This window comes from Algoriphagus sp. TR-M9 (assembly GCF_027594545.1).
GTDB lineage: Bacteria > Bacteroidota > Bacteroidia > Cytophagales > Cyclobacteriaceae > Algoriphagus > Algoriphagus halophytocola.
On the sequence record NZ_CP115160.1, the window covers coordinates 752,253 to 773,213 of the forward strand.

The following is a 20,961-nucleotide window of genomic DNA, read 5'->3' on the forward strand; positions in this document are numbered from 1 at the left end:
GAGAAAAACCCGTCAGCAGTGGCGGGTTTTTCTTTTCAACTCAATTTAAATCTGATTGGGATGTAGAGCCAGGATTCCACCAAATTTCCCTCTGGATCCTTTCCTGCAAAATACTTGCCCTGATAAGCTCTAGTTACTCTAATGGCTTCTTCGGATAAATGCTTACTCAGCCCTGCAGGGTTGGCCACCTCTAGGGTATGCAGCTCACCATCAGTAGAGATTAAAAGCGCGAGAACCACTGTTCCTTCTTCTCCCAATCTACGTGATTGGCTGGGATATCGCAGATTATTTACCAAGTGCTTAGTCCACTCCTCCTGATTTACATGCGGGGAAGCTGCCAACGGATCATGGTCCGAAAGTATGGGTTTGTCTACTCCAGGTAGCGATGTTTCGTATTTTCTATCCGCAGTCAAAACGCTTTCACCTATGAATTCACCGTTATCGAAATACTGGATAAGATACCTTCCATTTGCTAGGTTCTTCACCTTTTTGGAGATTAACTCCCCTTGTGCGTTGTAGGTTTCGGTTAATTCTTCTTCAAACTGCCCTTCTTCGTTGAAGGATACTTTGATGATTTTCTCAAGCTGATTACTTAGCGTAAATACACGTGTAATGGAGTTGCCATCTGCTGATTCCACACACACAGATTTATAAGCATAAGCCGAATTGTCACTGGTAGGAAACATGTGTTGGTTTAGAAAGGTAATATTGCGCTCCTGCGCTAAAGTCTGGCCGGTAAAAGAGATTAGAAAAAGAAGGAAATAGAGCGTTGATCGCATGTTTTTATCGAATTAATAATTGCGTTTAAAAATAGTTCTTCTAGGATTTATTAAAAATAAAAAATGATATTTAGTCAAGTGGAAAATCCTAATTCACTTGATTTGGGGTAATCTCCTTTTGCTGGGATAGGGTTTCAGCTAAAAGCCTTTCATCCCAGCGGATAAGTCTTATTTTTGTCTCTTTATCCTATTAAAACCAAGAAATGAACGCAATCAATCCCACTACAACCCCAGCATGGGCACGGCTACAGCAGCTTGCTCAGGATCATAAAAACATGACTATTCTATCTCAGTTTGAAGAGCGGGAACGCTTTGAAAGGCTGAGCATTTCACTAGAAGATATTCTGGTAGATTATTCCAAAAATAGGTTAAACCAGGATATTTTGGACGCACTTTTTGACCTGGCCCGTGAGTGCAGACTGCATGATGCTATAGAAGATATGTTTAACGGAAAAGCTATCAACAGAACTGAAGACCGGGCAGTAATGCACACTGCGCTGAGAAACCGCAGCGCTGAGGAAGCCTTTGTAGATGGCAAAGATGTTATGAAAGATGTGAATGCAGTCCTGGCCAAAATGAAGACCTTTGCTGACAAAATCCAAAATAAGCAATGGTTGGGCTATACAGGAAAGCCAATCAAATCCTTAGTGAATATAGGAATCGGGGGTTCAGATCTGGGGCCGGTGATGGTGACTGAGGCCTTGAAGCCATACCAAAACCCTGACATAGAGTGCTTCTTTGTATCCAATGTAGACGGGACGCATATCGCCGAAACGCTTAAAAAAGTAGATCCAGAGACCACGCTTTTTTTCATTGCTTCTAAAACCTTTACTACACAGGAAACCATGACCAATGCGCATACAGCACGTGATTGGTTTTTGGGACATGCCAAAGATGAAGCAGCAGTAGCCAAACATTTCGTGGCACTTTCTACCAATGCCGAGTCCGTTTCAGAGTTTGGAATTGATACCCAAAATATGTTTGAGTTTTGGGATTGGGTAGGAGGAAGATATTCCCTTTGGTCTGCGATCGGGTTGCCAATTGCCTGTACGATTGGGTTTGATAACTTCGAGCAACTGCTTGCAGGTGCGCATGCGATGGATAAGCATTTCCGCCATGCTCAGTTTGATCGAAATATCCCGGTTGTCCTGGCAATGATCGGCATCTGGAATACCAATTTCCTAGGGGCAAGTTCAGAGGCTATCCTTCCTTACGACCAGTATATGCATAGATTTGCGGCTTATTTCCAGCAGGGAAATATGGAGAGCAATGGCAAATACGTAAGTCGATCAGGCAAAAAAGTAAGTTACACCACTGGTCCGATCATTTGGGGTGAACCGGGAACCAACGGACAGCATGCTTTTTATCAGTTAATTCATCAAGGCACGCATTTGATTCCTTGCGATTTTATAGCTCCGGCGATTTCGCACAATCCGGTGGGAGATCATCATCAGAAGTTACTATCCAACTTCTTTGCACAGACGGAGGCTTTGATGAAAGGAAAATCTCTGAGCGAAGTGAAGGCTGAAATGAAAGCCGCAGGCAAACGTGATCAGGAGATTGAAGAGATAGCACCGCATAGGGTATTTGAAGGTAATAGACCTACGAATTCTATTTTGGTAAAAAAAGTCACTCCTTATACACTGGGGGCACTTATTGCCATGTATGAGCATAAAATCTTCGTACAAGGTGTAATTTGGGATATTTTCAGCTTCGACCAGTGGGGGGTAGAATTAGGAAAGGTATTGGCTAAAGGTATTTTGCCAGAGCTTGCTGGAGAGGAGGAGATCAGTGCTCATGATGGGTCTACTAACGGCCTGATCAATGCGTATAAAAAAATGAGGTAACGCCCTTCCATCTGCAATATTAGGAGCCGATGAAATTTTGTTTCATCGGCTTTTTTGTTGAATTAATTTTTATGGATATCCGATTTCTTACCGGTAGCGAGAGGAATTATAGGATAAGGTTTTTTCTACGTGCTGTGGGCAGTGAATTGTCTTAGGTGGACGATTATCTGCTACTATCTAACCACATTCTTTAACTGCTGGTAGCATTGCGGATAATCAGATTAATTTTTAATTTCCGTAAATGATTACTCTTATTCGTACTGAATCTTCTCATCCTGATTTTATAAAGCTGGTCAGGCTTTTGGATGCTTATCTTGCCGAAAAGGACGGTGATGAGCATGAGTTTTACCATCAGTTCAATTCCATTGATTCATTGCAATATGTAGTGATCTGCTATGAGGGGGAAGTTGCGGTGGCCTGTGGAGCTATCAAGCCATTCGATGAAAGTGCTATGGAAGTGAAGCGCATGTTTTGTTTGCCTGAGGCAAGAGGAAGAGACATTGCTAGCAAAGTCTTGAATGAGCTGGAAAAGTGGGCTTTGGAACTCGACTTTTCTGCTTGTGTGCTGGAAACTGGAAAGCGACAGGTGGAAGCTGTAGGATTTTACCAAAAGCAGGGGTATATCAAAACACTGAACTACGGTCAATATGTTGGGGTAGAGAACAGTCTTTGTTTTCGAAAAGAGATGAACTAGCTGGTTTTGAGTTATTTCAGATGTATTGTCTCAATTCTTGACTACTTTATCTTCCATTGTGGCTCTATTCCAAGTAAATCTGTTTATCAAACGGGAATTAAAGCAGATGCTACCAATTTGTTAGCTTTATAATGATTTTACTGTTGTTTTTTCGAGTTTTTTTTAAGGCATCTTAAACTTTTAAAAATTAAATATTATGAAGAAAAGACTTATTCAATTGTCAGGAATTTCAATGATTGTATTGATTTCGCTTATTTTTGTGGATATGCGAAGTGATGATTTGGAGCCTATGAGTATTTCCTCAGTTATTATCCAAAATGCAAATGCTTATCAGGATCCTATTTATGTAGCTTGCCCAGGAACTGAAGTGGCATTAAATCATCCTCAGCAATATTATCATTATGAAATAGGGCCTCTTGGCATTCCTAGAAGGGTAGATACTTTCATTTGTGAAGATGGGGGATGGTGTTGTCCTATGGAGTGGGCATAGTTTGTTATTCTCAAGGTCGAATGAAGTAAAAATATTCCATTATTTCATTTGACCTTTTTTTATCCTCCTTCAGGTTTGGGTTCGACATACGAAAGTGTGTGGTTCAGGCTTGCCACATGCGGATTCAGCATTCCCTCGTCCTAAGGTCTACTACCAATTATTGTATCTGCATTATTTATGAAAAATATTTACTTCAATGCTTTTGTATTCATTTTGTTGTGGAGTTCTTGTAATTTAAAAGATAATAATAATGATACTCTTAAGAATGCTATTGAACTAGACCCTACCATAGGTGAGAATGTGAAAATGTCTGAATTTTTTGAGGACTTTGATATAGTACATCCTAGCGAAGATGAATTGATTGGTTTTGTGAGTGATGTTTTAATTTACCGAGACAAAATTGTTATTACTGATAGGCAGATTTTAAAAAATATTCAAGTTTTCGACAAGTTAGGCCAACATCTTTTTACTATTAATTCCAAAGGGGCAGGTCCAGGTGAATTTAAATCACCTTCAATTGTTAGGGTCAGTAGTTCAGGAAACGAGTTATTAGTCTATGCTGGTATAACTAAGAAATTTATGAAATTTGATTGGAATGGGAATTTCATTTCAGAAATTTCGTTTAATGATATTGGGTTAGTAGGGGATTTTATTGAGAAAAATGGCGAAGTCGTATTTTTAAATGTGATGACAGGTAATCCTTCTGAAAGGGTTGGCAAATTCAATTTTAATACTGTTGGTAAGTACAAGGAGATTACTTTTTTTGAAGATTATCCTGATGAATTTGTGAAAATTAAGGCACGCAAGAGTGGCTATTTTTTTGATACTGTAGAGCATGATTTTTTCTTTTTTATAGATCAATTGTCCGGAAAATTGGTTTCTATGGATTGGAATGGTTTCAAAGATGTGCATAAGTTTAATTTGACAATAAATCCGTTAATTATGGATTCCTCAAAGGTATTAGAACCTTTAGAAATAAAGGAGCAATTAATTCAGAATGAGTATTTTAGAATAGGTGAGTCAGTTTCTTCAGGAAGAAACTATGCACTACTACCTATCTATAAAGGCGTAAGTGATTTTAGTTCACTATATTTCAATCTTACAAATGGAAGGAAAAAAGTAATTTCAAGATTTGAGAATGATATGGATAAATTATTTCCCCTTGTAACATTTCCTTCTGTAGCAGGATCAGACCCTCGAAAAGGAATATTGTACATAGATCCGGGTATTATTTATTCAAGGTTATCTGAAATTGATTTGACAGATAATCCTTTGAAGAACAAATTGAGAAGACTTCAAACACCTGAAAATGAAAATCCAGTTCTTTTGATATATACATTAAAAGATTCCATAGATTTTTAATTCAACAGATGTTTTGTTTACCAAAAGCAGGGGTATATCAAAACACTGAACTACGGTCAATATGTTGGGGTAGAGAACAGTTTTTGTTTTCGAAAAGAGATGAACTAGCTGGTTTTGAGTTATTTAATTATTTTCAGGCCCACTGCCTCTACTCCTGGGAGTTTATCCTGACGCATGTATTGGAGTAAGGTGACAGTTTTGGTGGCTGGATTCAATTGAAATGGCAAGGTATCATAGCGGGTGTACACACTTCCAAAACCTTCACCAAGTGGCTCTCCTGACTTTGGGTCAAAAAGAATCAGGTTCACCAATTTATTTTCTAGAATAACCTGACTGGAATCCCTGCTGATGATTCTGAGGTAGCAGTTGGTAAACGCATAATCCTCATTGTATTTCACTGCGATGAGATTGGGGGAATTGGTCAATTTGGTTTCCCCCAGATCAAATGTCAGGCTGTCTTGAATTCCCCAATTCTGAGAGGGGATAGTTTGGAAATCCTCATAAATCCGCTCATCCGTGCAGGAAGTGATTCCTACTAAAAGCGCAACTCCCAAAAGCAATCTTTTACTCATTTCCAGGTTTGTTTGGATTTGGGCCTTGGTTCTTTCTAGGAGGAAACTTTCTTTTTCCTTCCGGTTTTGCATTCCCCTGATTTTGTTGGGGCTGATTAGCTGAGGGATTCGGTTTTCTCTTTGGTTTTGGGCCATTGGCACGCTTTGGCTGTTTTGGCTCAGCCTGGTTTTGGGGTGCTCCTGAAGCTTTGGGAGCATTGCTAGGTCCTTGCGGATTTTTCGGCTTATTCCGGTTTCTATTGTTTCTTCGCTTCTTGGGCTGATTTCCTCCTGGTCCATTAGCTTGATTTTCAGGCTTACTGGCAGGGCCTTGTTCCTTTTGAGGTGAATTTCCCGTAGCTTTTTGATTTCTTGGATTGTTGCTGTTTCGTGGTTTATTCCTGGACTTCTTCTTGCGCTTGGTAGGTGTAGCAAATTTTTTGTCGAGCAATTCTAGTTCACGGGTAGATTTTGCTGCCAAATCTTCTATTTCAGAGGCCTCATTAAACTCTAGGTTATAGACCTTAATTCCTTCGGAATTTTTGCGCTGGATTTCCTTCACTCTTTCGCAGGAAATGGTGTGCCAGTCATTGTCGTTATTATAACTGAACCACATCAGTTTTCTGAAAATATCAGTTTTCTGCAGTTTGGCAGGGCCAGCTTCGGTTTGTAGCGGTCGGTCTACACTTGGGATGTCCTTGATGGCATCCATGTACGTGTCCAGTTCGTAATTCAGGCAGCATTTTAGCCTTCCACACTGTCCACTCAGTTTGCTAGGGTTCAGCGAAAGGTTTTGATATCGGGCTGCTGATGTACTTACGTTTTTGAAATCTACCAGCCAGGTAGAGCAGCAGAGTTCTCTTCCGCAAATGCCTAATCCGCCGATCCTTCCTGCCTCTTGACGTAGGCTGATCTGACGCATTTCCACACGAATACGGAATTCACCGGCCAGTACCTTGATCAGTTCCCTGAAATCTACACGTTCGTCAGCAGAGTAGTAAAATGTAGCTTTGGAGTTGTCTGCCTGATATTCAACATCAGACATTTTCATTTTCAGCTTCATTTCCTCTACGATCTGTCTACAGCGATAGAGGGTAGGGATTTCCCGGTTTTGGGCTTCTCCCCATTTTTCCATGTCCTTTTGATTGGCTACCCGGTAGATCCTCAGGATTTCGTCATTATCCTTGATTTTCCTTTTCTGCATCTGAAGTCTAACGAGCTCGCCTTGTAGGGATACGTAGCCAATGTGATGGCCATTTGGCACATCTACTACCACTGGATCACCAGTATGAAGGTCCAGATAGTCTACATTCCTGTAGTATTCCTTTCGCCCGCCTTTAAACTTCACTTCTACGATGTCAAAGTTGTCCACTTCTGGAATTCCCATGTGTGACAACCAATCAAAGACATTCATTTTATTACAATCACTCGTGCCGCAGCTGCCGTTACTTTGGCATCCTCCGGTCCCTCCTGAGGAGGTTGAGCATGTACTACATCCAGACATAATATTGATACAGGCCTAGGCCTGGTTTTATTTGGGTTTACTTCTTCATTAATTTCAGAATATCCATCCCGATATCCTTACGGAAATAGGATTGATCCCATGAAATCCCTTTCACCGTGGCAAATGCATTACTTAGGGCTTCATCGATATTTTCACCCATACCGGTGATGGCCAGCACTCTTCCGCCTTGGTTTACAAGTTCTCCGTTTTCATTCAGGGCCGTGCCGGCATGGAATATCTCAGCTCCTGAAACGGACTCGGGAAGCGTAATGGTATAACCTTTCTGATACGAACCCGGATATCCTCCGCTTACCATTACTACTGTGGTGGCGTAGTTTGGAGAAATTTGAAGTTGATAGGAGTCTAGTGTGCCGGTGGCAATTCCTTTCAGTAAAGTCACGAAATCACTTTCTATTCTTGGCAATACGGCTTCAGTCTCCGGATCACCCATTCGCACATTGTATTCTATCACATAAGGTTCTCCATCGGTATTCATCAGGCCGATGAAAAGAAATCCCTTGTAAGCTATTTTTTCTTTTGCCAGGCCATCAATGGTGGGTTTTACTACTTTTTCTTCCACCTTTTTCATAAAGGCTTCATCTGCGAAAACCACTGGGCTGATGGCGCCCATGCCTCCAGTGTTCAGTCCGGTGTCTCCTTCACCTATGCGTTTGTAATCTTTGGCCTCCGGCAAAATCTTATAGCTCTTACCGTCCGTAGCTACAAAAACAGAAAGCTCTATGCCCGTCAAAAACTCTTCAATGACCACCTTGGAGGAGGCTTCGCCAAATTTTTGATCTTCCAGCATTTCTTTAAGAGATGCTTTTGCTTCTTCTAAGGTCAGGCAAATCAATACGCCCTTACCGGCAGCCAGTCCATCTGCTTTCAGCACGATGGGAAGTTTTTGTGTTTCCAAATAGGCAAGACCAGCCTCCAATTGATCGGCTGTGAAGGTCTCATAGGCAGCGGTGGGGACATGGTTTCTCTGCATAAAGCGTTTGGAGAAGTCCTTGCTGCCTTCCAGTGTAGCGCCCAGTTGGGACGGGCCTACTATAGGAGTTTGGGCTGTTTTTGGCTGATTATGAAGGTAATCTACGAGGCCTTTGACTAGCGGCTCCTCAGGACCCACTACTACTAGGTCTATGGATTTTTCCAGGATAAAGTCATGAATACCTTCAAAATCGGTGATTCCCAAGGGTACATTCGTGGCGATAGAAGCAGTGCCCGCATTTCCTGGGGCTACATATAAATGGCTACAATCGTCACTTTGTACGATTTTCCAAGCAAAGGCGTGTTCTCTGCCTCCGCTTCCTAGCAAGAGTATATTCATCGAATAATTCTAATTAATTGGCATGCTCTGAAATGAACTTGATGCGATAGACTCGCAATTCATCTTCTGCGAAATCCTCGTCTTCCAATTCATTTAAAGCTTCCTTGATCTGGTCACTACTGGCATTCATGAAATAATCATGAAGAATGTCCTCACGGTCTTCGTCCATGATATGCTCGATGTAGTAATCTATATTTAGTTTAGTTCCGCTATAAATGATCTGCTCTATTTCGTGGAGCAGTTCACTCATACTGATGTTGAGGTTTTCGGCTACCTCATCCAGGTCGATTTTGCGGTCAATCTGCTGGATAATCGAGATTTTCACTTTTGATCTCGTTCCTGAGGACTTGACTACTACATCTGATGCGGTTTCAATTTCATTTTCTTCCACATAGTTCGCAATCAATTTCAAAAACGGAGACCCGAATTTAGCGACTTTTCCCATACCTACGCCATTGATTTGCGCTAGCTCCTCACGAGTAGTGGGGTAAACGGTCGCCATTTCTTCTAAAGAAGGGTCCTGAAAGATCACATAGGGAGGCAAACCTTTGCTTCGAGCTACTTTTTTTCGCTCTGCTTTCAGTAGCTCAAAGAGTTTTTCGTCGTAGGCTACTCCAGTGCTAATCTCCACTTCTGCCTGTTCTGTTTCCACTTCCGCCTCGAAATCGTGGTCTTTATGAAGTTCGATTTCATAGGGAGCATCTAGGTATTCCAGGCCTTTCGGAGTCAGTTTGAGCACGCCATAGCTCTCAATGTCTTTTTCGAGCATATTGAGAATCATGACCTGGCGGATTACACCTACCCATACTTTTTCAGGATCGTCTTTACCTTTGCCAAAAACAGGTAGCTGATCGTGCGCATAGCTCTGCACATAATCAGATGATTCACCGGTGATGACCTGTACTAGGTGAGCTAGGCCAAAACGTTGGTTGGTCTCTTTCACAGCCTGTAAAACGGTAAGGACTTTTTCCATACCCTCGAAGGTTTCCCGCTCGCGTTTACAGTTGTCACAGAATCCACAGTCTTCATCCATGGTTTCTCCGAAGTAGTTGAGAATGAATTTCCTTCTACAAACGCCGGTTTCTGCATAAGCGGCCATTTCTTGCAAGAGCAGTTTGGCATTTTCTCGCTCGGTTACAGGTTTGTCTTTGTTGAACTTGTCCAGTTTTATGATATCCTCATAGCGATAGAACATCAGGCAGTGCCCTTCCAGGCCATCTCTGCCCGCTCTTCCGGTCTCTTGGTAGTAGCCTTCCAGCGACTTGGGTACATCATAGTGTATCACATAGCGCACGTCCGGCTTGTCTATTCCCATCCCAAAAGCAATGGTGGCCACGATGACATCCAGTTCTTCATTTAAGAAATCATCCTGGGTTTTTATCCTTACAGCCGATTCCAATCCTGCGTGATAAGGGGCTGCATTGATTTGGTTGACCTGAAGTAGCTGGGCTATTTCCTCTACTTTCTTCCGGCTCAGGCAATAGATAATACCTGATTTTCCCTTGTGCCCTTTGATGAATTTGATCAGATGCTTCTTGGAGTCATTTTTCACCTTTGGCCGCACCTCATAGAATAGGTTGGTTCTGTTGAAAGATGACTTAAATAGGTCTGCTTCCTCCATCTGGAGATTGCGCTGGATATCCTGCTGCACCTTAGGCGTAGCAGTAGCAGTCAAGGCAATAATGGGAAGATCCGGCGCTATCTGTGCTATGATAGACTTGATGCGCCGGTATTCTGGACGAAAGTCATGGCCCCATTCCGAGATACAGTGGGCTTCGTCTATAGCCACAAAGCTCAGCTTGGCGGATTTTAGGAACTCCACATTCTCCTCTTTGGTAAGGGACTCGGGGGCCACATAGAGCAGCTTGGTTTTTTTCTGCAATACCTCACTTTTGACCCTGTTTGCCTCAGATTTGTTCAATGTAGAATTAAGGAAATGCGCATTGATTCCCAGCGCTTTCAGCTGATCGACTTGATTTTTCATCAAGGCAATCAGTGGGGATATCACGATGGCAGTTCCTTCTTTGACTACTGCGGGCAATTGGTAGCAAAGAGATTTCCCCGCTCCAGTTGGCATGATCACAAAGGTATTCCTCTGGTTCAGTAGGTTATCGACAATGGGTTCTTGATTGCCGCGAAACTTACTGAATCCAAAGATTTTTTTTAGATCTGCTTTTATATTTTCTTCCACTTGTTAAGGGGCTTAATGGATGACTAAAGCCTGTAAACAGGAATGATTGATTACATTTATACCATTGTTCAAAATTAGTTATAAACGCAGGCAAAATTGAATTTAGCTAAAAATATTAGAAAAACAGCCACTCGGGTATTGCAAAACGAGGGAGAAGCGGTGTTAAATCTTGTGGATTACTTAGATGGGGATTTTGATGCTTGTGTGGAGTATATTTTGTCCTCCAAAGGTAGAGTGGTAGTCAGCGGAGTAGGCAAGAGTGCCATCATAGCCAATAAGATAGTGGCTACTTTAAACTCTACCGGTACTCCAGCGCTTTTCATGCATGCGGCCGATGCCATTCATGGGGATCTGGGCATGATCCTGCCGGAGGATTTGGTGATGTGTATATCAAAAAGTGGGAATACACCCGAAATTAAAGTTTTGGTACCACTCTTGAAAAAGTTGGGATCAAAACTGGTCGCCATGGTGAGTAATCCCCAAAGTTATCTGGCAGAGCAAGCAGACTATGTGCTCAATGCCACCATCAAAGAAGAAGCCTGTCCGAATAATCTAGCTCCTACCACCAGTACGACTACGCATTTGGCTTTGGGCGATGCATTGGCAGTTTGCTTATTGGAGGCTAGAGGATTTACCTCGGATGATTTTGCCAAATATCATCCTGGAGGGTCGCTAGGTAAGCAGCTTTACCTCAAGGTTGGGGATGTTTTAGGAAGTAATGAAATCCCGGTGGTTCGAGAGGATGCTGGTCTGGCTGAAATTATTTTGGAGATTTCTGGAAAAAGACTGGGAGCTACAGCTGTAGTGGATAGCCAGGGGACTTTGAAAGGGATTATTACCGATGGGGACCTGAGAAGGATGTTGCAGAAAACATTAGATATACAATCCATCAAGGCTGGGCAGATAATGACCATTAACCCCAAGCAGATTTCTACCCAGGAGTATGCCATCAGGGCATTAAATATGATGAAAAGCCATAATATTACGCAGCTGGTAGCCATGAATGAAGGAAATATCGCTGGTTTTGTTCATATTCATGAGTTGATGAAGGAAGGAATCGTGTAATAATACCAATGACTAATAAACCCTATATCGTTATTTTGGCCGGTGGCGTAGGCTCCCGTTTTTGGCCATATAGTAGAAGGAAAAAACCGAAGCAATTTTTAGATATTCTAGGCACAGGGAGGACACTTTTACAAATGACCTATGACCGCTACCGGGAAATGGCCGATCCGGAGCAATTCGTGGTAGTGACTTATAAGAAGTATCAGAATTTAGTGAAAAAGCAATTGCCCGAACTGAAGGATGAACAGGTGCTAGTAGAACCCATGCGGAAAAATACTGCCGTTTGTATGGCGTATGCATGTTTTCATATTCATTCAAAAGATCCCGATTCTACCCTGGTGGTGACTCCCTCAGATCACCTGATCTTACAAGAAAGCAAATACATTAAGACGATTCAGCGTGCTGTGAGTGTGGCTGAAAGGGAAGGAAAGCTCCTGACCATAGGTGTCAAACCTACCCGGGCCGAGACTAACTATGGCTATATTCAGTATCTGGAAAAGCCTAAAGCACATGCGTTCAAGGTGAAAACTTTTACTGAAAAGCCCAATGCCAAGCTCGCCAAGACATTTCTGGAAAGTGGAGATTTTGCCTGGAACTCAGGGATGTTTGTGTGGAAATCAAAAACGCTGATCCGAGAACTGCATGAGCATTTGCCAGATTTGGCAGAAATATTTGAAGAAGGAAAAGGAGTTTACGGAACAGCAGGAGAGGAGGCTTTTGTAAGGCGTGCCTATTCTCAGGTGAAAAATATCTCCTTTGATATTGGGATTATGGAAAAGACCAATGAGATGTATATCCTACTCGGGGAGTTTGGCTGGTCAGACTTAGGGTCATGGGCTAACCTCCACGAACTGAAAGAAAAGGATGAGCACAATAATGTGGTGGAGGCCAATGCGATTCTGTATGACACGTCTAACAGCTATGTCAAAGTAAAAGGCGAAAAGCTGGTTGTGGTGCAAGGGCTAGACCATTACCTGATCAATGAATCAGAAAATGTACTGTTGATCTGCAAGATTGATTCAGAGAAAAGATTCAGGGAGTTTGTCTCCAATGCAAAAAAGAAAGGGGAGGAGTTTATTTAAGAACCCGCTTCCCCATTTGCTCTTTTGCCTTTATTATGCTCTCTGGCGCATCGCTTCGTAGATCGCTACTCCCGCAGACACAGATACGTTCAAACTTTCGATTTTTCCTGCCATAGGGATCTTCACTTTTTCGTCTGCGATTCCCATCATTTCGTTGGAAATACCATCTTCCTCCGAACCCATAATCATAGCGACCGGTAGAGAAAAATCAGCTTCATACATGATTTTGTCTGTTTTTTCGGTGATTGCCACGAGAATCAGCCCGGATTTTTGAAGATCTCTGCAGGTGTAGAAGAGGTTTTTAACCCTAACTACAGGTAGGAAATTCAAAGCTCCGGCGGAAGTTTTGATCGCATCGGAGTTGATTTGGGCACTGCCTTTCTCAGGAATGACTATGGCATCTACTCCGGCGCACTCAGCTGTCCGGGCTATGGCTCCGAAATTCCGCACATCGGTGATCCGGTCTAGTACCAGAATCAAAGGCGCTTTGCCCACATTGAAGCAGGATTCGATTACATGGTCTAGCGATGCATATTCTATCGCTGACATCTGAGCGACTACTCCCTGGTGGTTTTTGCGAGTGATCCGGTTCAGTTTTGCATCCGGAACCCGTACGACCGGGATTTTTTCAGCTTTGCAAAGCTGAATCAGTTCTTTGATCAGGTCATTGTTGATGTCTTTTTGTACCAAGACTTTGTCGATGTCCTTGCCTGCATGGATGGATTCCATGACCGCTCTGGTACCAAAAATAAAGTCTTTTTCGTGGGCTCCTTTTTCAATTAAAAAGCCATCTTTCCGCTTCTCCATATGGATATGTTTTTGAACCAAACCGGCTGATAAGCCCTGGAACGGTTCAAGGTGTAGTAGTGTGGGCTAAGTATGTTTTTAACCCGTACAAAGTTAAAGCGAATTTTTGAAGTTTCGGTACTGCCACCATAGGTCCATACCTCCCGGTCCTCATAGAAGTTGACTTCCTGGGGAGGGCCCATCACGATGTAGATCATTCCCTTGTCAGTTTTCCAGCCTTCTTTGAAATCGGTAAACAGTATATTCGCAAATTCTACTTGACGGAAATACTCCCGGATCAATTCTTTGGCAGTGTCGGGATTACGGGTAAGGCTAAGCCAGTATGCGTCCAGGGCTTTCTTTTTGTCCTCTGCGGCTACCAGGTTTTCATGTTCTTTTCTGGTGGAAATATATTTCACCATGTCGATCATTTCTTCCCAGTCTCTCACTTTGGGGAAAGCTTCATGGGTAGTTTTCAGGACCAAACCGCTATTGGCACTGGTGTCATTTTGAATAAAGTAGTACCCGATCTGGTCAAAACTTTTTGGCACATTGGAGAGGAACTCTCCTTCGTCTACCACCTCAAGCTCTCTGGGCACAGGCGCTGGCTTGGTTTCCATAGGAGGATAGGGCACTTCCAGGCTCACCGGATAGTAAAAACTGTGCAGTGCAGGGCCTCCACTGGTTTTGAAAAGCAGTGACTCACCGGCATTCAGGTAATTCTGGTCAAAACCTACATTGTTGGCATAATACGCTCCGAATGTGGGCTGATCGAAGACGAAGCTGCTTTTGATATCAATGGAATAGTAATACTCATCGCCCTGTCGGGTATCCTGCACAGCTAGCAGTGCTATGGCTGTTTCTTTGTTTTCCGGGATAGTTAGGGTTTTCTCAAACACCCAATGCCGATCCGTATCCCGGGTGAGGTCAGCCTGGGTCAGCATGGTGGAGTTGTCCGAAAGAATCTCTTCCTCATAGCTGTCTAGAATAGAATAGGTGAAGCTATAATTATTGAAGGCAGGATTTTCTTCGATTTTTTCAATTTGAAACTGAACTTTATAGCTAGTGGGGCTTTGCTTTACAGGGAGTATCTTCAGTCCCAATCTCGAGTACCTGGAGTAGCGAAGTGCTTGATTCAGATTGCTTAAGGTGTTTTGTGCCAGGGATGGAAAAGATGTGCCTATTAGAATGAAAATAAAAAACAGAATTCGACTTGATCTACAGTTCATCGGGTGTTAGTCAGGGGTTTTGAAAATTAACCTTACTTTTGCCAAAATAGTAAAATTTTGTATGGCTACCTATACAACGGAAATCGCCTCTGACAAGTTGGTCAGTGACAATCCAATACATCAACGCTTACTCAAAGCATACATTGCCGCTCAGCCATGGATATCTGGTAAATTACTGGAAGTGGGCTGTGGCGAAGGTCGAGGTGTAGAAACACTCTTGCCCTATGCGGATAGCTATCTGGGCTTGGATAAGATCCAGGAGGTGATCGATGAATTGAAATCAAAATTCCCGAAAGTTGAATTTCGTCAAGCGGTGATTCCTCCATTCCAGGGTATTGCTGATAATTCCTTCGATACAGTGGTGAGTTTTCAGGTCATAGAGCACATTCCGGATGATAAGCTCTTTCTGCAGGAAATATACCGGGTACTCAAGCCTGGCGGCAAAGCAGTGATATCTACCCCAAACATAAACCATACACTATCTAGAAATCCTTGGCATGAGCGGGAGTACACTCCGGAGCAATTGATAGACTTGTGTAAAGGGATTTTTGATGCTGTGGATGCTAAAGGAATAGGGGGAAATGAAAAAGTGTGGTCTTATCATGCAGCCAATAGAAAGTCTGTACAAAAGATTATGCGCTTTGATATTTTTAATCTGCAATACCGGCTACCGGCGTCCATACTTCGAATGCCATATGAAATTCTCAACCGGGTGAACCGGAATAAACTTCATCAGCAGCAAGGGAAAAGTGTGGTTGATATTTCGCATGAAGATTACCTTGTAGTTGAGGATCCGGCGATAGGCTTGGATTTGTTTTATGTGCTGGGGAAAAAATAGTCAGAGCCGATAAAAGGGTAAATGAATTACTTTATGTATAAGATATTATAGCTTTAAAATGCTTTATAGATAAAGCAAAAAAAAGAGGTTCGAATTCACATCGAACCTCTTTTTGTATAGGAAAAAGAATTTTATCTCCGCTGTAACTGTCCACCTCCACTTTGCTGCGGACCTAGGTATTGCTCGATTCTCAGCTTGAGCTCCTGAGCCTTTTCTTGGTAGCCCCGTTCTTCGAGCAATGGGATGAAGTAGCGGATCATTTCTATGGAAATCATCATTTCTCGGTCATAGTCCCTATTTTCTGTAGTATAAAACTCGATCATTTCTAGGGACTTTTTGGATACTTTGTCTATGATATCCAGTGCTTTTTCATCTTCTCCCACCTCAAAGAACAGCGGTACAGATTGACCACTGGAAAGGTCGTAAGGTATCGCTTCATTGGGCATGACTTCTAGGCCGTAGTTGAGCAGATTCGCAGCTTTTTCCATATCGCCCTCATCCAGCAAGGCGATCGCGATGCTGTTCAGAGCGCTTCGGTGATTGGAGGCAAAGCGTCTGTATTCTTCATCCAGATACGCGTCAGGATTATCCATTCCCCGGAATGAGAACTTGGTCATGTAGTTTTCATAAGCCAGGTCAGCATTGACTAATTCCTCTCGAATGTATTCGGGCTTTCTGATCGGTAAAAGTCTATACGTCAACCCTTCATTCACTACATGGTCTTGTAGGTTTAGGCCTATGGTAGCCAGGGAAGTGTTGTTGAAATAGATTGGCCTGTCCCAATTGTTGGAAGTGATCAAATCCAATAACATCAGGGTGCCTTTGGTTACGTAGTTACCTTTTACCTGAAGGTTCATTTGAGGGCTAAAGAGCTCGGTGAATTGCTCTGGAATAATATCCTTATTGGCTACCGCCGAGCTATCTACCTCCAGAATCAAATTTCTCGAAGGTACCATATTGGCTACGGTTCTGCCGCCTGTTTCCATTTTCAATAGATCCGAACCAGAATTCAGCAATTTTAGATATTCTCTCACTGAAATAGCATTCAGGTTTTCCCGCTCCATCACATAAAGCACATCATTGGTCCCTTTTTGGTATTTGGAGTCATCTAAACTAAAAGGAAGTGCTTCTGATTCGTTGACCGGACGGGTCATTTGCTGCACATACCAGTCTGTGTCAAAGTAGCTCAAAACAATTACGCGCACATCTGTACGGAACCCTTCTACCTCCTGCACATACCAAAGCGGGAAGGTGTCGTTATCTCCACCGGTAAATAGAATGGCATTGGGTGCGCATGAGGCTAAGAAGTTTCGAGCAGAATCTACAGAGAAATAACGCCCTTTTCTGTTATGGTCGTCCCAGTTTTGTCCGGCCATTAAGCCAGCTATTGGCAAGGTGAGGAGTGTAGCTATTATTCCAGCTGTGGCCAGGTTTTTTGTTCCCTTCGCGATCATGTGTGCCAAAGCCAGTACACCCATACCTGCCCAGATGGCAAAGGCATAGAAACTACCCACATAGATATAGTCACGCTCCCTTGGTTCCACCGGAGGGGAATTCAGGTAGAGTACCAGTACCACACCCATCATCAGGAACAGCATGAGGTTGATGTAAAAGGATTTGGGGTCAGCTTTGGCTTGGAAAAAGAGCCCGATGATCCCCAGTAAAAGTGGGAGCATCAAGTAATTATTGTGGCCCTTATTCTCGGTGATGTAATCCGGATAATCCTTGAACGCATCTGTCAATCCAATCCATGGGGCATCCCCAAAATCAGATTCACGTCCGGAGAAATTCCACATGAAATATCTCCAATACATATGTCCGAGCTGATGCGAAAACATGAAATAGATATTGTCTGCAAAAGTCGGCTCTTGGCCTTCTCTCAGCCCAAGTTTTTGCCTGTAGATCCGTTTATGATTTTCCTGAGTGGAATAGATCCTAGGTAGAATGGTGGTCTTGGTAGGGTCGTAGGTGTTTTTTAGTTCATAATCCACGATTTCATACTTGTCCTTGCCCTTCATGTAGACAGGGGATCCCTCTTCCTGCGCTACCAGCTGGGCTGTAAAGTACTGTCCGTGCATCAATGGACGGTAGCCATACTGCTCACGCTTCAGGTATGACACGTAGCTGATGATATCCTTAGGTGCATTTTCATTGATAATGGGGTCCTGATTGGCTCTGACCACTATCAATGCATAGCTGCCATATCCGATGAGAATAAAGACTAAGCTCAGCAATGCCGTGTTGAGGATGGCCAATTCCTTTTTTCTTGAATACCGGTAGGCATAAAACAATGCAGCGAAAAACAGCATCATAAACACCACAATACCAGATCCAAAAGGAAGCCCGAGACTATTCACAAAGAAAATCTCCATTGAGCCTGCCATGCTAGGAAGACCAGGAATGATCAGGTTGTTGATGATGATCAAGGCCACACCTCCTATAAACATCGCGTAGAAGGCGCCTTTAAGGGTGGCTTTTTCGTACTTCTTAAAGTAATAAAGCAGTGCCAAAGCTGGCAAAGTCACCAGGTTCAGCAAGTGTACACCTATGGAAAGTCCTACCAAATAGGCGATGAAAATCATCCATTTGTTTTCCTCTCGCGGGTCTTTGATGACATCCCACTTCAGGAATGCCCAGATTACAATAGCCGTGAAGAAGGAAGACATCGCATATACCTCCGCTTCTACTGCGGAGAACCAAAAGCTGTCAGAGAAGGTGTAAATCAAGGATCCTACGATCCCGGCACCCATCAGGGCGATTGTTTCCCCTTTGCTTTCTTGGCCTTCGCTCATTTTGAAAAGCCTTTTGCCAAAAAGGGTGATGGACCAAAACAGGAATAAAATGGTGAAACCTGAGAATAAAGCACTCCCTACATTCATCCAATAGGCAACTTCTAACGGATCTCCCATTGCGAAGAAACTGAACATTCTATAGACTAGCAGGAAGAAAGGGGCTCCGGGAGGATGGGGTACTTGGAGCTTGTAAGCCACAGCGATAAACTCCCCCGGATCCCAAAAGCTGGCAGTCTGTTCGACAGTGAGGATATATACTAGGGTAGCTACCGCAAAAACGACCCAACCGGTCAGATTATTGATTTGCTTGTAATTGAGCATTTAATAGGAAAATTAGACTGGCGAAAATAAAAAAATAATCGCCAAATCAGGGGATTTTAGGACTTTTTAAAACTCTGGTGATTCTCCCTAGTCTCGCTTATGTGATATTAATTACTGTGCTGAACTGATTTTGACCCTACTTTTGTTGTGTTAAAAAAATCAAAATACCATGAGTGCACAACCCAAAACATTCCAGCAACTGATTGACGGCGACCAGCCTGTATTGGTAGATTTCTTTGCTACCTGGTGTGGACCTTGCAAAATGATGCAGCCTATACTGGAAGATACTGCCAAGCAGCTCGGTGAGCAGGTGAAAATAGTCAAAGTGGATGTGGACAAAAACCAGTTGGCAGCGAGTAAATTTCAGGTGCGTGGGGTTCCTACTTTGATATTATTTCAAAAAGGGAAAATTCTCTGGAGAGAATCAGGAGTAGTCCCGGCACATCAATTAGTCAATGTGCTGAAAACCAATATCAGCCAGACCGCCTAAGGTCATTTGTGACAAAAGTCATTCAAGACTCGGCTTCAAAGTCCTACTTTTGGCTATCACTTAGAAAGTAAATAACTATCAATATGAAAATCGAACAAATTTATACCGGCTGCCTAGCTCAAGGGGCTTACTACATCGAGTCAGATGGGGAAGCAGCGGTGATCGATCCGCTGAGAGAGGTTCAGCCTTATATAGAAAAGGCAACCCGTAGAAATGCCAAAATCAAATTCGTATTTGAGACCCATTTTCATGCGGATTTTGTTTCAGGGCATCAGGATCTTTCTGCCAAGACCGGCGCTCCCATAGTCTACGGCCCTACCAGCATGAAGATGGGCTTTGATGCCATAGTGGCAGAGGACGGACAGGAATTCCAAATCGGTAAAGCAAAGGTGAAAGTACTTCACACGCCTGGCCATACCATGGAGAGCTCCTGCTACCTGCTCTATAATGAAGCGGGAAAGCCTGAGGCTATCTTCACAGGTGACACCTTGTTTATAGGGGATGTGGGTAGACCGGATCTCGCTCAGAAGGTGGTAGAAGACCTCACCCAGGATAAGCTAGCAGGTCATCTTTATGATTCATTGAGGAACAAAATCATGCCTTTACCGGACGACTTAATCGTCTATCCGGCACATGGAGCAGGTTCTGCCTGCGGCAAAAATATGAGTAAGGAGACTTCGGATACTTTGGGCAACCAGAAGAAGACGAATTATGCGCTTCAGGAAATGACAAAAGAAGAATTTATCAAGGAAGTGATCACAGGATTGACTCCTCCTCCGGCCTATTTTCCGCAGAATGTGATGATGAATATTCAAGGCTATGATAGCATAGATGCTGTGCTGGAAAGAGGAGTGAAGCCTTTGACCCCGGCCCAGTTTGAAGCGGCAGCCAACGAAACAGGTGCTTTGATTCTGGATACCCGGGCCCCACAGGTTTTTGCTAAAGGCTTTGTGCCCAACTCGGTAAACATAGGAATCGATGGGAGCTTTGCCGTATGGGTCGGCGCTATGATTCCGGATTTGAAACAGGAAATCCTGGTGGTAGCAGAGGAAGGAAGAGAGGAAGAAGTGATCACCAGACTGGCACGTGTGGGATATGACTTTGCGCTGGGATATTTAGAAGGAGGAGTGGAAGCCTGGGAAAAAGCCGGATTTGAGCTAGATAGTATAGAGTCTATTACTGCCGAAGAACTGGCAGACCGAAAGCAAGAAAACCCGGAGCTGAACATCCTGGATGTGCGCAAGAACAGTGAATTCCTGTCTGAGCATGTTTTAGATGCGGAGAATGCGCCTCTTGACTACATCAATGATAGTATGCTGAAAGTGGACAAAGCTAAAACTTACTATGTGCACTGTGCGGGTGGGTACAGGTCTATGGTGTTCAACTCTATCCTTAGAGCACGCGGCTATGACCGGCTTATCGATGTAGATGGAGGTTTCAAGGCGATCAAAGAGTCCGGAAAGTTCAAGGTGTCAGACTATGTATGCCCTACCACCTTGTTATAAGCAATAGAAAAGTAGTTTAATCCCCATTGGCAGGTCTTCGGGCTTGCCATTTTTGCTTAGCTAGTGCCCCCTGTGATGAAAGTCACAGCAAATCAAACCTGGAAT

The 20,961-nt window shown here is 43.3% G+C and carries 17 protein-coding genes; 9 read left to right on the top strand and 8 right to left on the bottom strand.

All coding sequences use genetic code 11. The features are described from left to right. Window positions 1–35: 35 nt before the first annotated feature. Complete coding sequence (locus PBT90_RS03485) at window positions 36–779, bottom strand: energy transducer TonB (RefSeq protein ID WP_270131615.1); 744 nt, start codon at window positions 777–779, stop codon at window positions 36–38. Window positions 780–982: 203 nt separating this feature from the next. Here PBT90_RS03485 and pgi point away from each other — a divergent pair, with 203 nt between their 5' ends. From pgi to PBT90_RS03505, 4 genes are all read left to right on the top strand, one after another. Further along, window positions 983–2,626, top strand: a complete 1,644-nt coding sequence (gene pgi, locus PBT90_RS03490; RefSeq protein WP_270131617.1) for a glucose-6-phosphate isomerase — start codon at window positions 983–985, stop codon at window positions 2,624–2,626. Between the two features lie 241 nt (window positions 2,627–2,867). Continuing rightward, a complete protein-coding gene (locus tag PBT90_RS03495; protein WP_270131619.1) occupies window positions 2,868–3,320 on the top strand; it encodes a GNAT family N-acetyltransferase in 453 nt (150 codons plus the stop codon). Window positions 3,321–3,516: 196 nt separating this feature from the next. Continuing rightward, complete coding sequence (locus tag PBT90_RS03500) at window positions 3,517–3,810, top strand: hypothetical protein (RefSeq protein ID WP_270131622.1); 294 nt, start codon at window positions 3,517–3,519, stop codon at window positions 3,808–3,810. Between the two features lie 177 nt (window positions 3,811–3,987). Next, window positions 3,988–5,172 (top strand): 6-bladed beta-propeller, encoded by a 1,185-nt coding sequence (locus PBT90_RS03505; RefSeq protein ID WP_270131624.1) that lies wholly within the window; start codon window positions 3,988–3,990, stop codon window positions 5,170–5,172. Window positions 5,173–5,291: 119 nt separating this feature from the next. Here the strand turns inward: PBT90_RS03505 and PBT90_RS03510 are convergent, their stop codons facing one another. The 4 genes from PBT90_RS03510 to recQ form a co-directional block, all read right to left on the bottom strand. Next, complete coding sequence (locus PBT90_RS03510; RefSeq protein WP_270131626.1) at window positions 5,292–5,744, bottom strand: gliding motility lipoprotein GldH; 453 nt, start codon at window positions 5,742–5,744, stop codon at window positions 5,292–5,294. After that, a complete protein-coding gene (gene ricT / locus PBT90_RS03515; RefSeq protein WP_270131628.1) occupies window positions 5,737–7,137 on the bottom strand; it encodes a PSP1 domain-containing protein in 1,401 nt (466 codons plus the stop codon). The genes PBT90_RS03510 and ricT overlap by 8 nt, the downstream gene beginning before the upstream one ends. Before the next feature lie 127 nt (window positions 7,138–7,264). Continuing rightward, complete coding sequence (gene purD / locus PBT90_RS03520) at window positions 7,265–8,557, bottom strand: phosphoribosylamine--glycine ligase (RefSeq protein ID WP_270131630.1); 1,293 nt, start codon at window positions 8,555–8,557, stop codon at window positions 7,265–7,267. Between the two features lie 13 nt (window positions 8,558–8,570). Then, the gene (gene recQ / locus PBT90_RS03525; protein WP_270131633.1) at window positions 8,571–10,748 is read right to left on the bottom strand and encodes a DNA helicase RecQ; all 2,178 of its coding nucleotides are present in this window, start codon (window positions 10,746–10,748) and stop codon (window positions 8,571–8,573) included. 96 nt (window positions 10,749–10,844) lie between these two features. On the opposite strand from recQ, the gene PBT90_RS03530 reads away from it, so the two are divergent. Both PBT90_RS03530 and PBT90_RS03535 read left to right on the top strand, forming a co-directional pair. Beyond that, on the top strand, window positions 10,845–11,813 hold the full coding sequence (locus PBT90_RS03530; protein WP_264809002.1) for a KpsF/GutQ family sugar-phosphate isomerase: 969 nt from the start codon (window positions 10,845–10,847) through the stop codon (window positions 11,811–11,813). A gap of 8 nt (window positions 11,814–11,821) precedes the next feature. Then, entirely contained in the window at window positions 11,822–12,895 is a 1,074-nt protein-coding gene (locus PBT90_RS03535; RefSeq protein ID WP_264809003.1) for a mannose-1-phosphate guanylyltransferase, read from the top strand. Between the two features lie 33 nt (window positions 12,896–12,928). Here PBT90_RS03535 and rlmB read toward each other — a convergent pair whose 3' ends face one another. Then, window positions 12,929–13,702: a 23S rRNA (guanosine(2251)-2'-O)-methyltransferase RlmB gene (rlmB, locus tag PBT90_RS03540; protein ID WP_264809004.1), complete on the bottom strand. Its 774-nt coding sequence runs from the start codon at window positions 13,700–13,702 to the stop codon at window positions 12,929–12,931. After that, on the bottom strand, window positions 13,675–14,910 hold the full coding sequence (locus tag PBT90_RS03545) for a GWxTD domain-containing protein (protein WP_264809005.1): 1,236 nt from the start codon (window positions 14,908–14,910) through the stop codon (window positions 13,675–13,677). Before PBT90_RS03545 ends, rlmB begins: the two co-directional genes overlap by 28 nt. Window positions 14,911–14,971: 61 nt before the next feature. On the opposite strand from PBT90_RS03545, the gene PBT90_RS03550 reads away from it, so the two are divergent. Continuing rightward, window positions 14,972–15,748: a class I SAM-dependent methyltransferase gene (locus PBT90_RS03550; protein ID WP_270131637.1), complete on the top strand. Its 777-nt coding sequence runs from the start codon at window positions 14,972–14,974 to the stop codon at window positions 15,746–15,748. A gap of 131 nt (window positions 15,749–15,879) precedes the next feature. On the opposite strand, the gene PBT90_RS03555 is transcribed toward PBT90_RS03550, so the two are convergent. After that, the gene (locus PBT90_RS03555; RefSeq protein ID WP_270131639.1) at window positions 15,880–18,861 is read right to left on the bottom strand and encodes a glycosyltransferase family 117 protein; all 2,982 of its coding nucleotides are present in this window, start codon (window positions 18,859–18,861) and stop codon (window positions 15,880–15,882) included. A 169-nt stretch (window positions 18,862–19,030) separates the two neighbouring features. Between PBT90_RS03555 and trxA the strand changes: the two genes are divergently transcribed. Beyond that, window positions 19,031–19,351, top strand: a complete 321-nt coding sequence (trxA, locus tag PBT90_RS03560; RefSeq protein WP_264809009.1) for a thioredoxin — start codon at window positions 19,031–19,033, stop codon at window positions 19,349–19,351. An 83-nt stretch (window positions 19,352–19,434) separates the two neighbouring features. Then, window positions 19,435–20,856, top strand: coding sequence for an MBL fold metallo-hydrolase (locus PBT90_RS03565; RefSeq protein WP_270131642.1), 1,422 nt, complete (start codon window positions 19,435–19,437; stop codon window positions 20,854–20,856). Window positions 20,857–20,961: the final 105 nt, after the last annotated feature.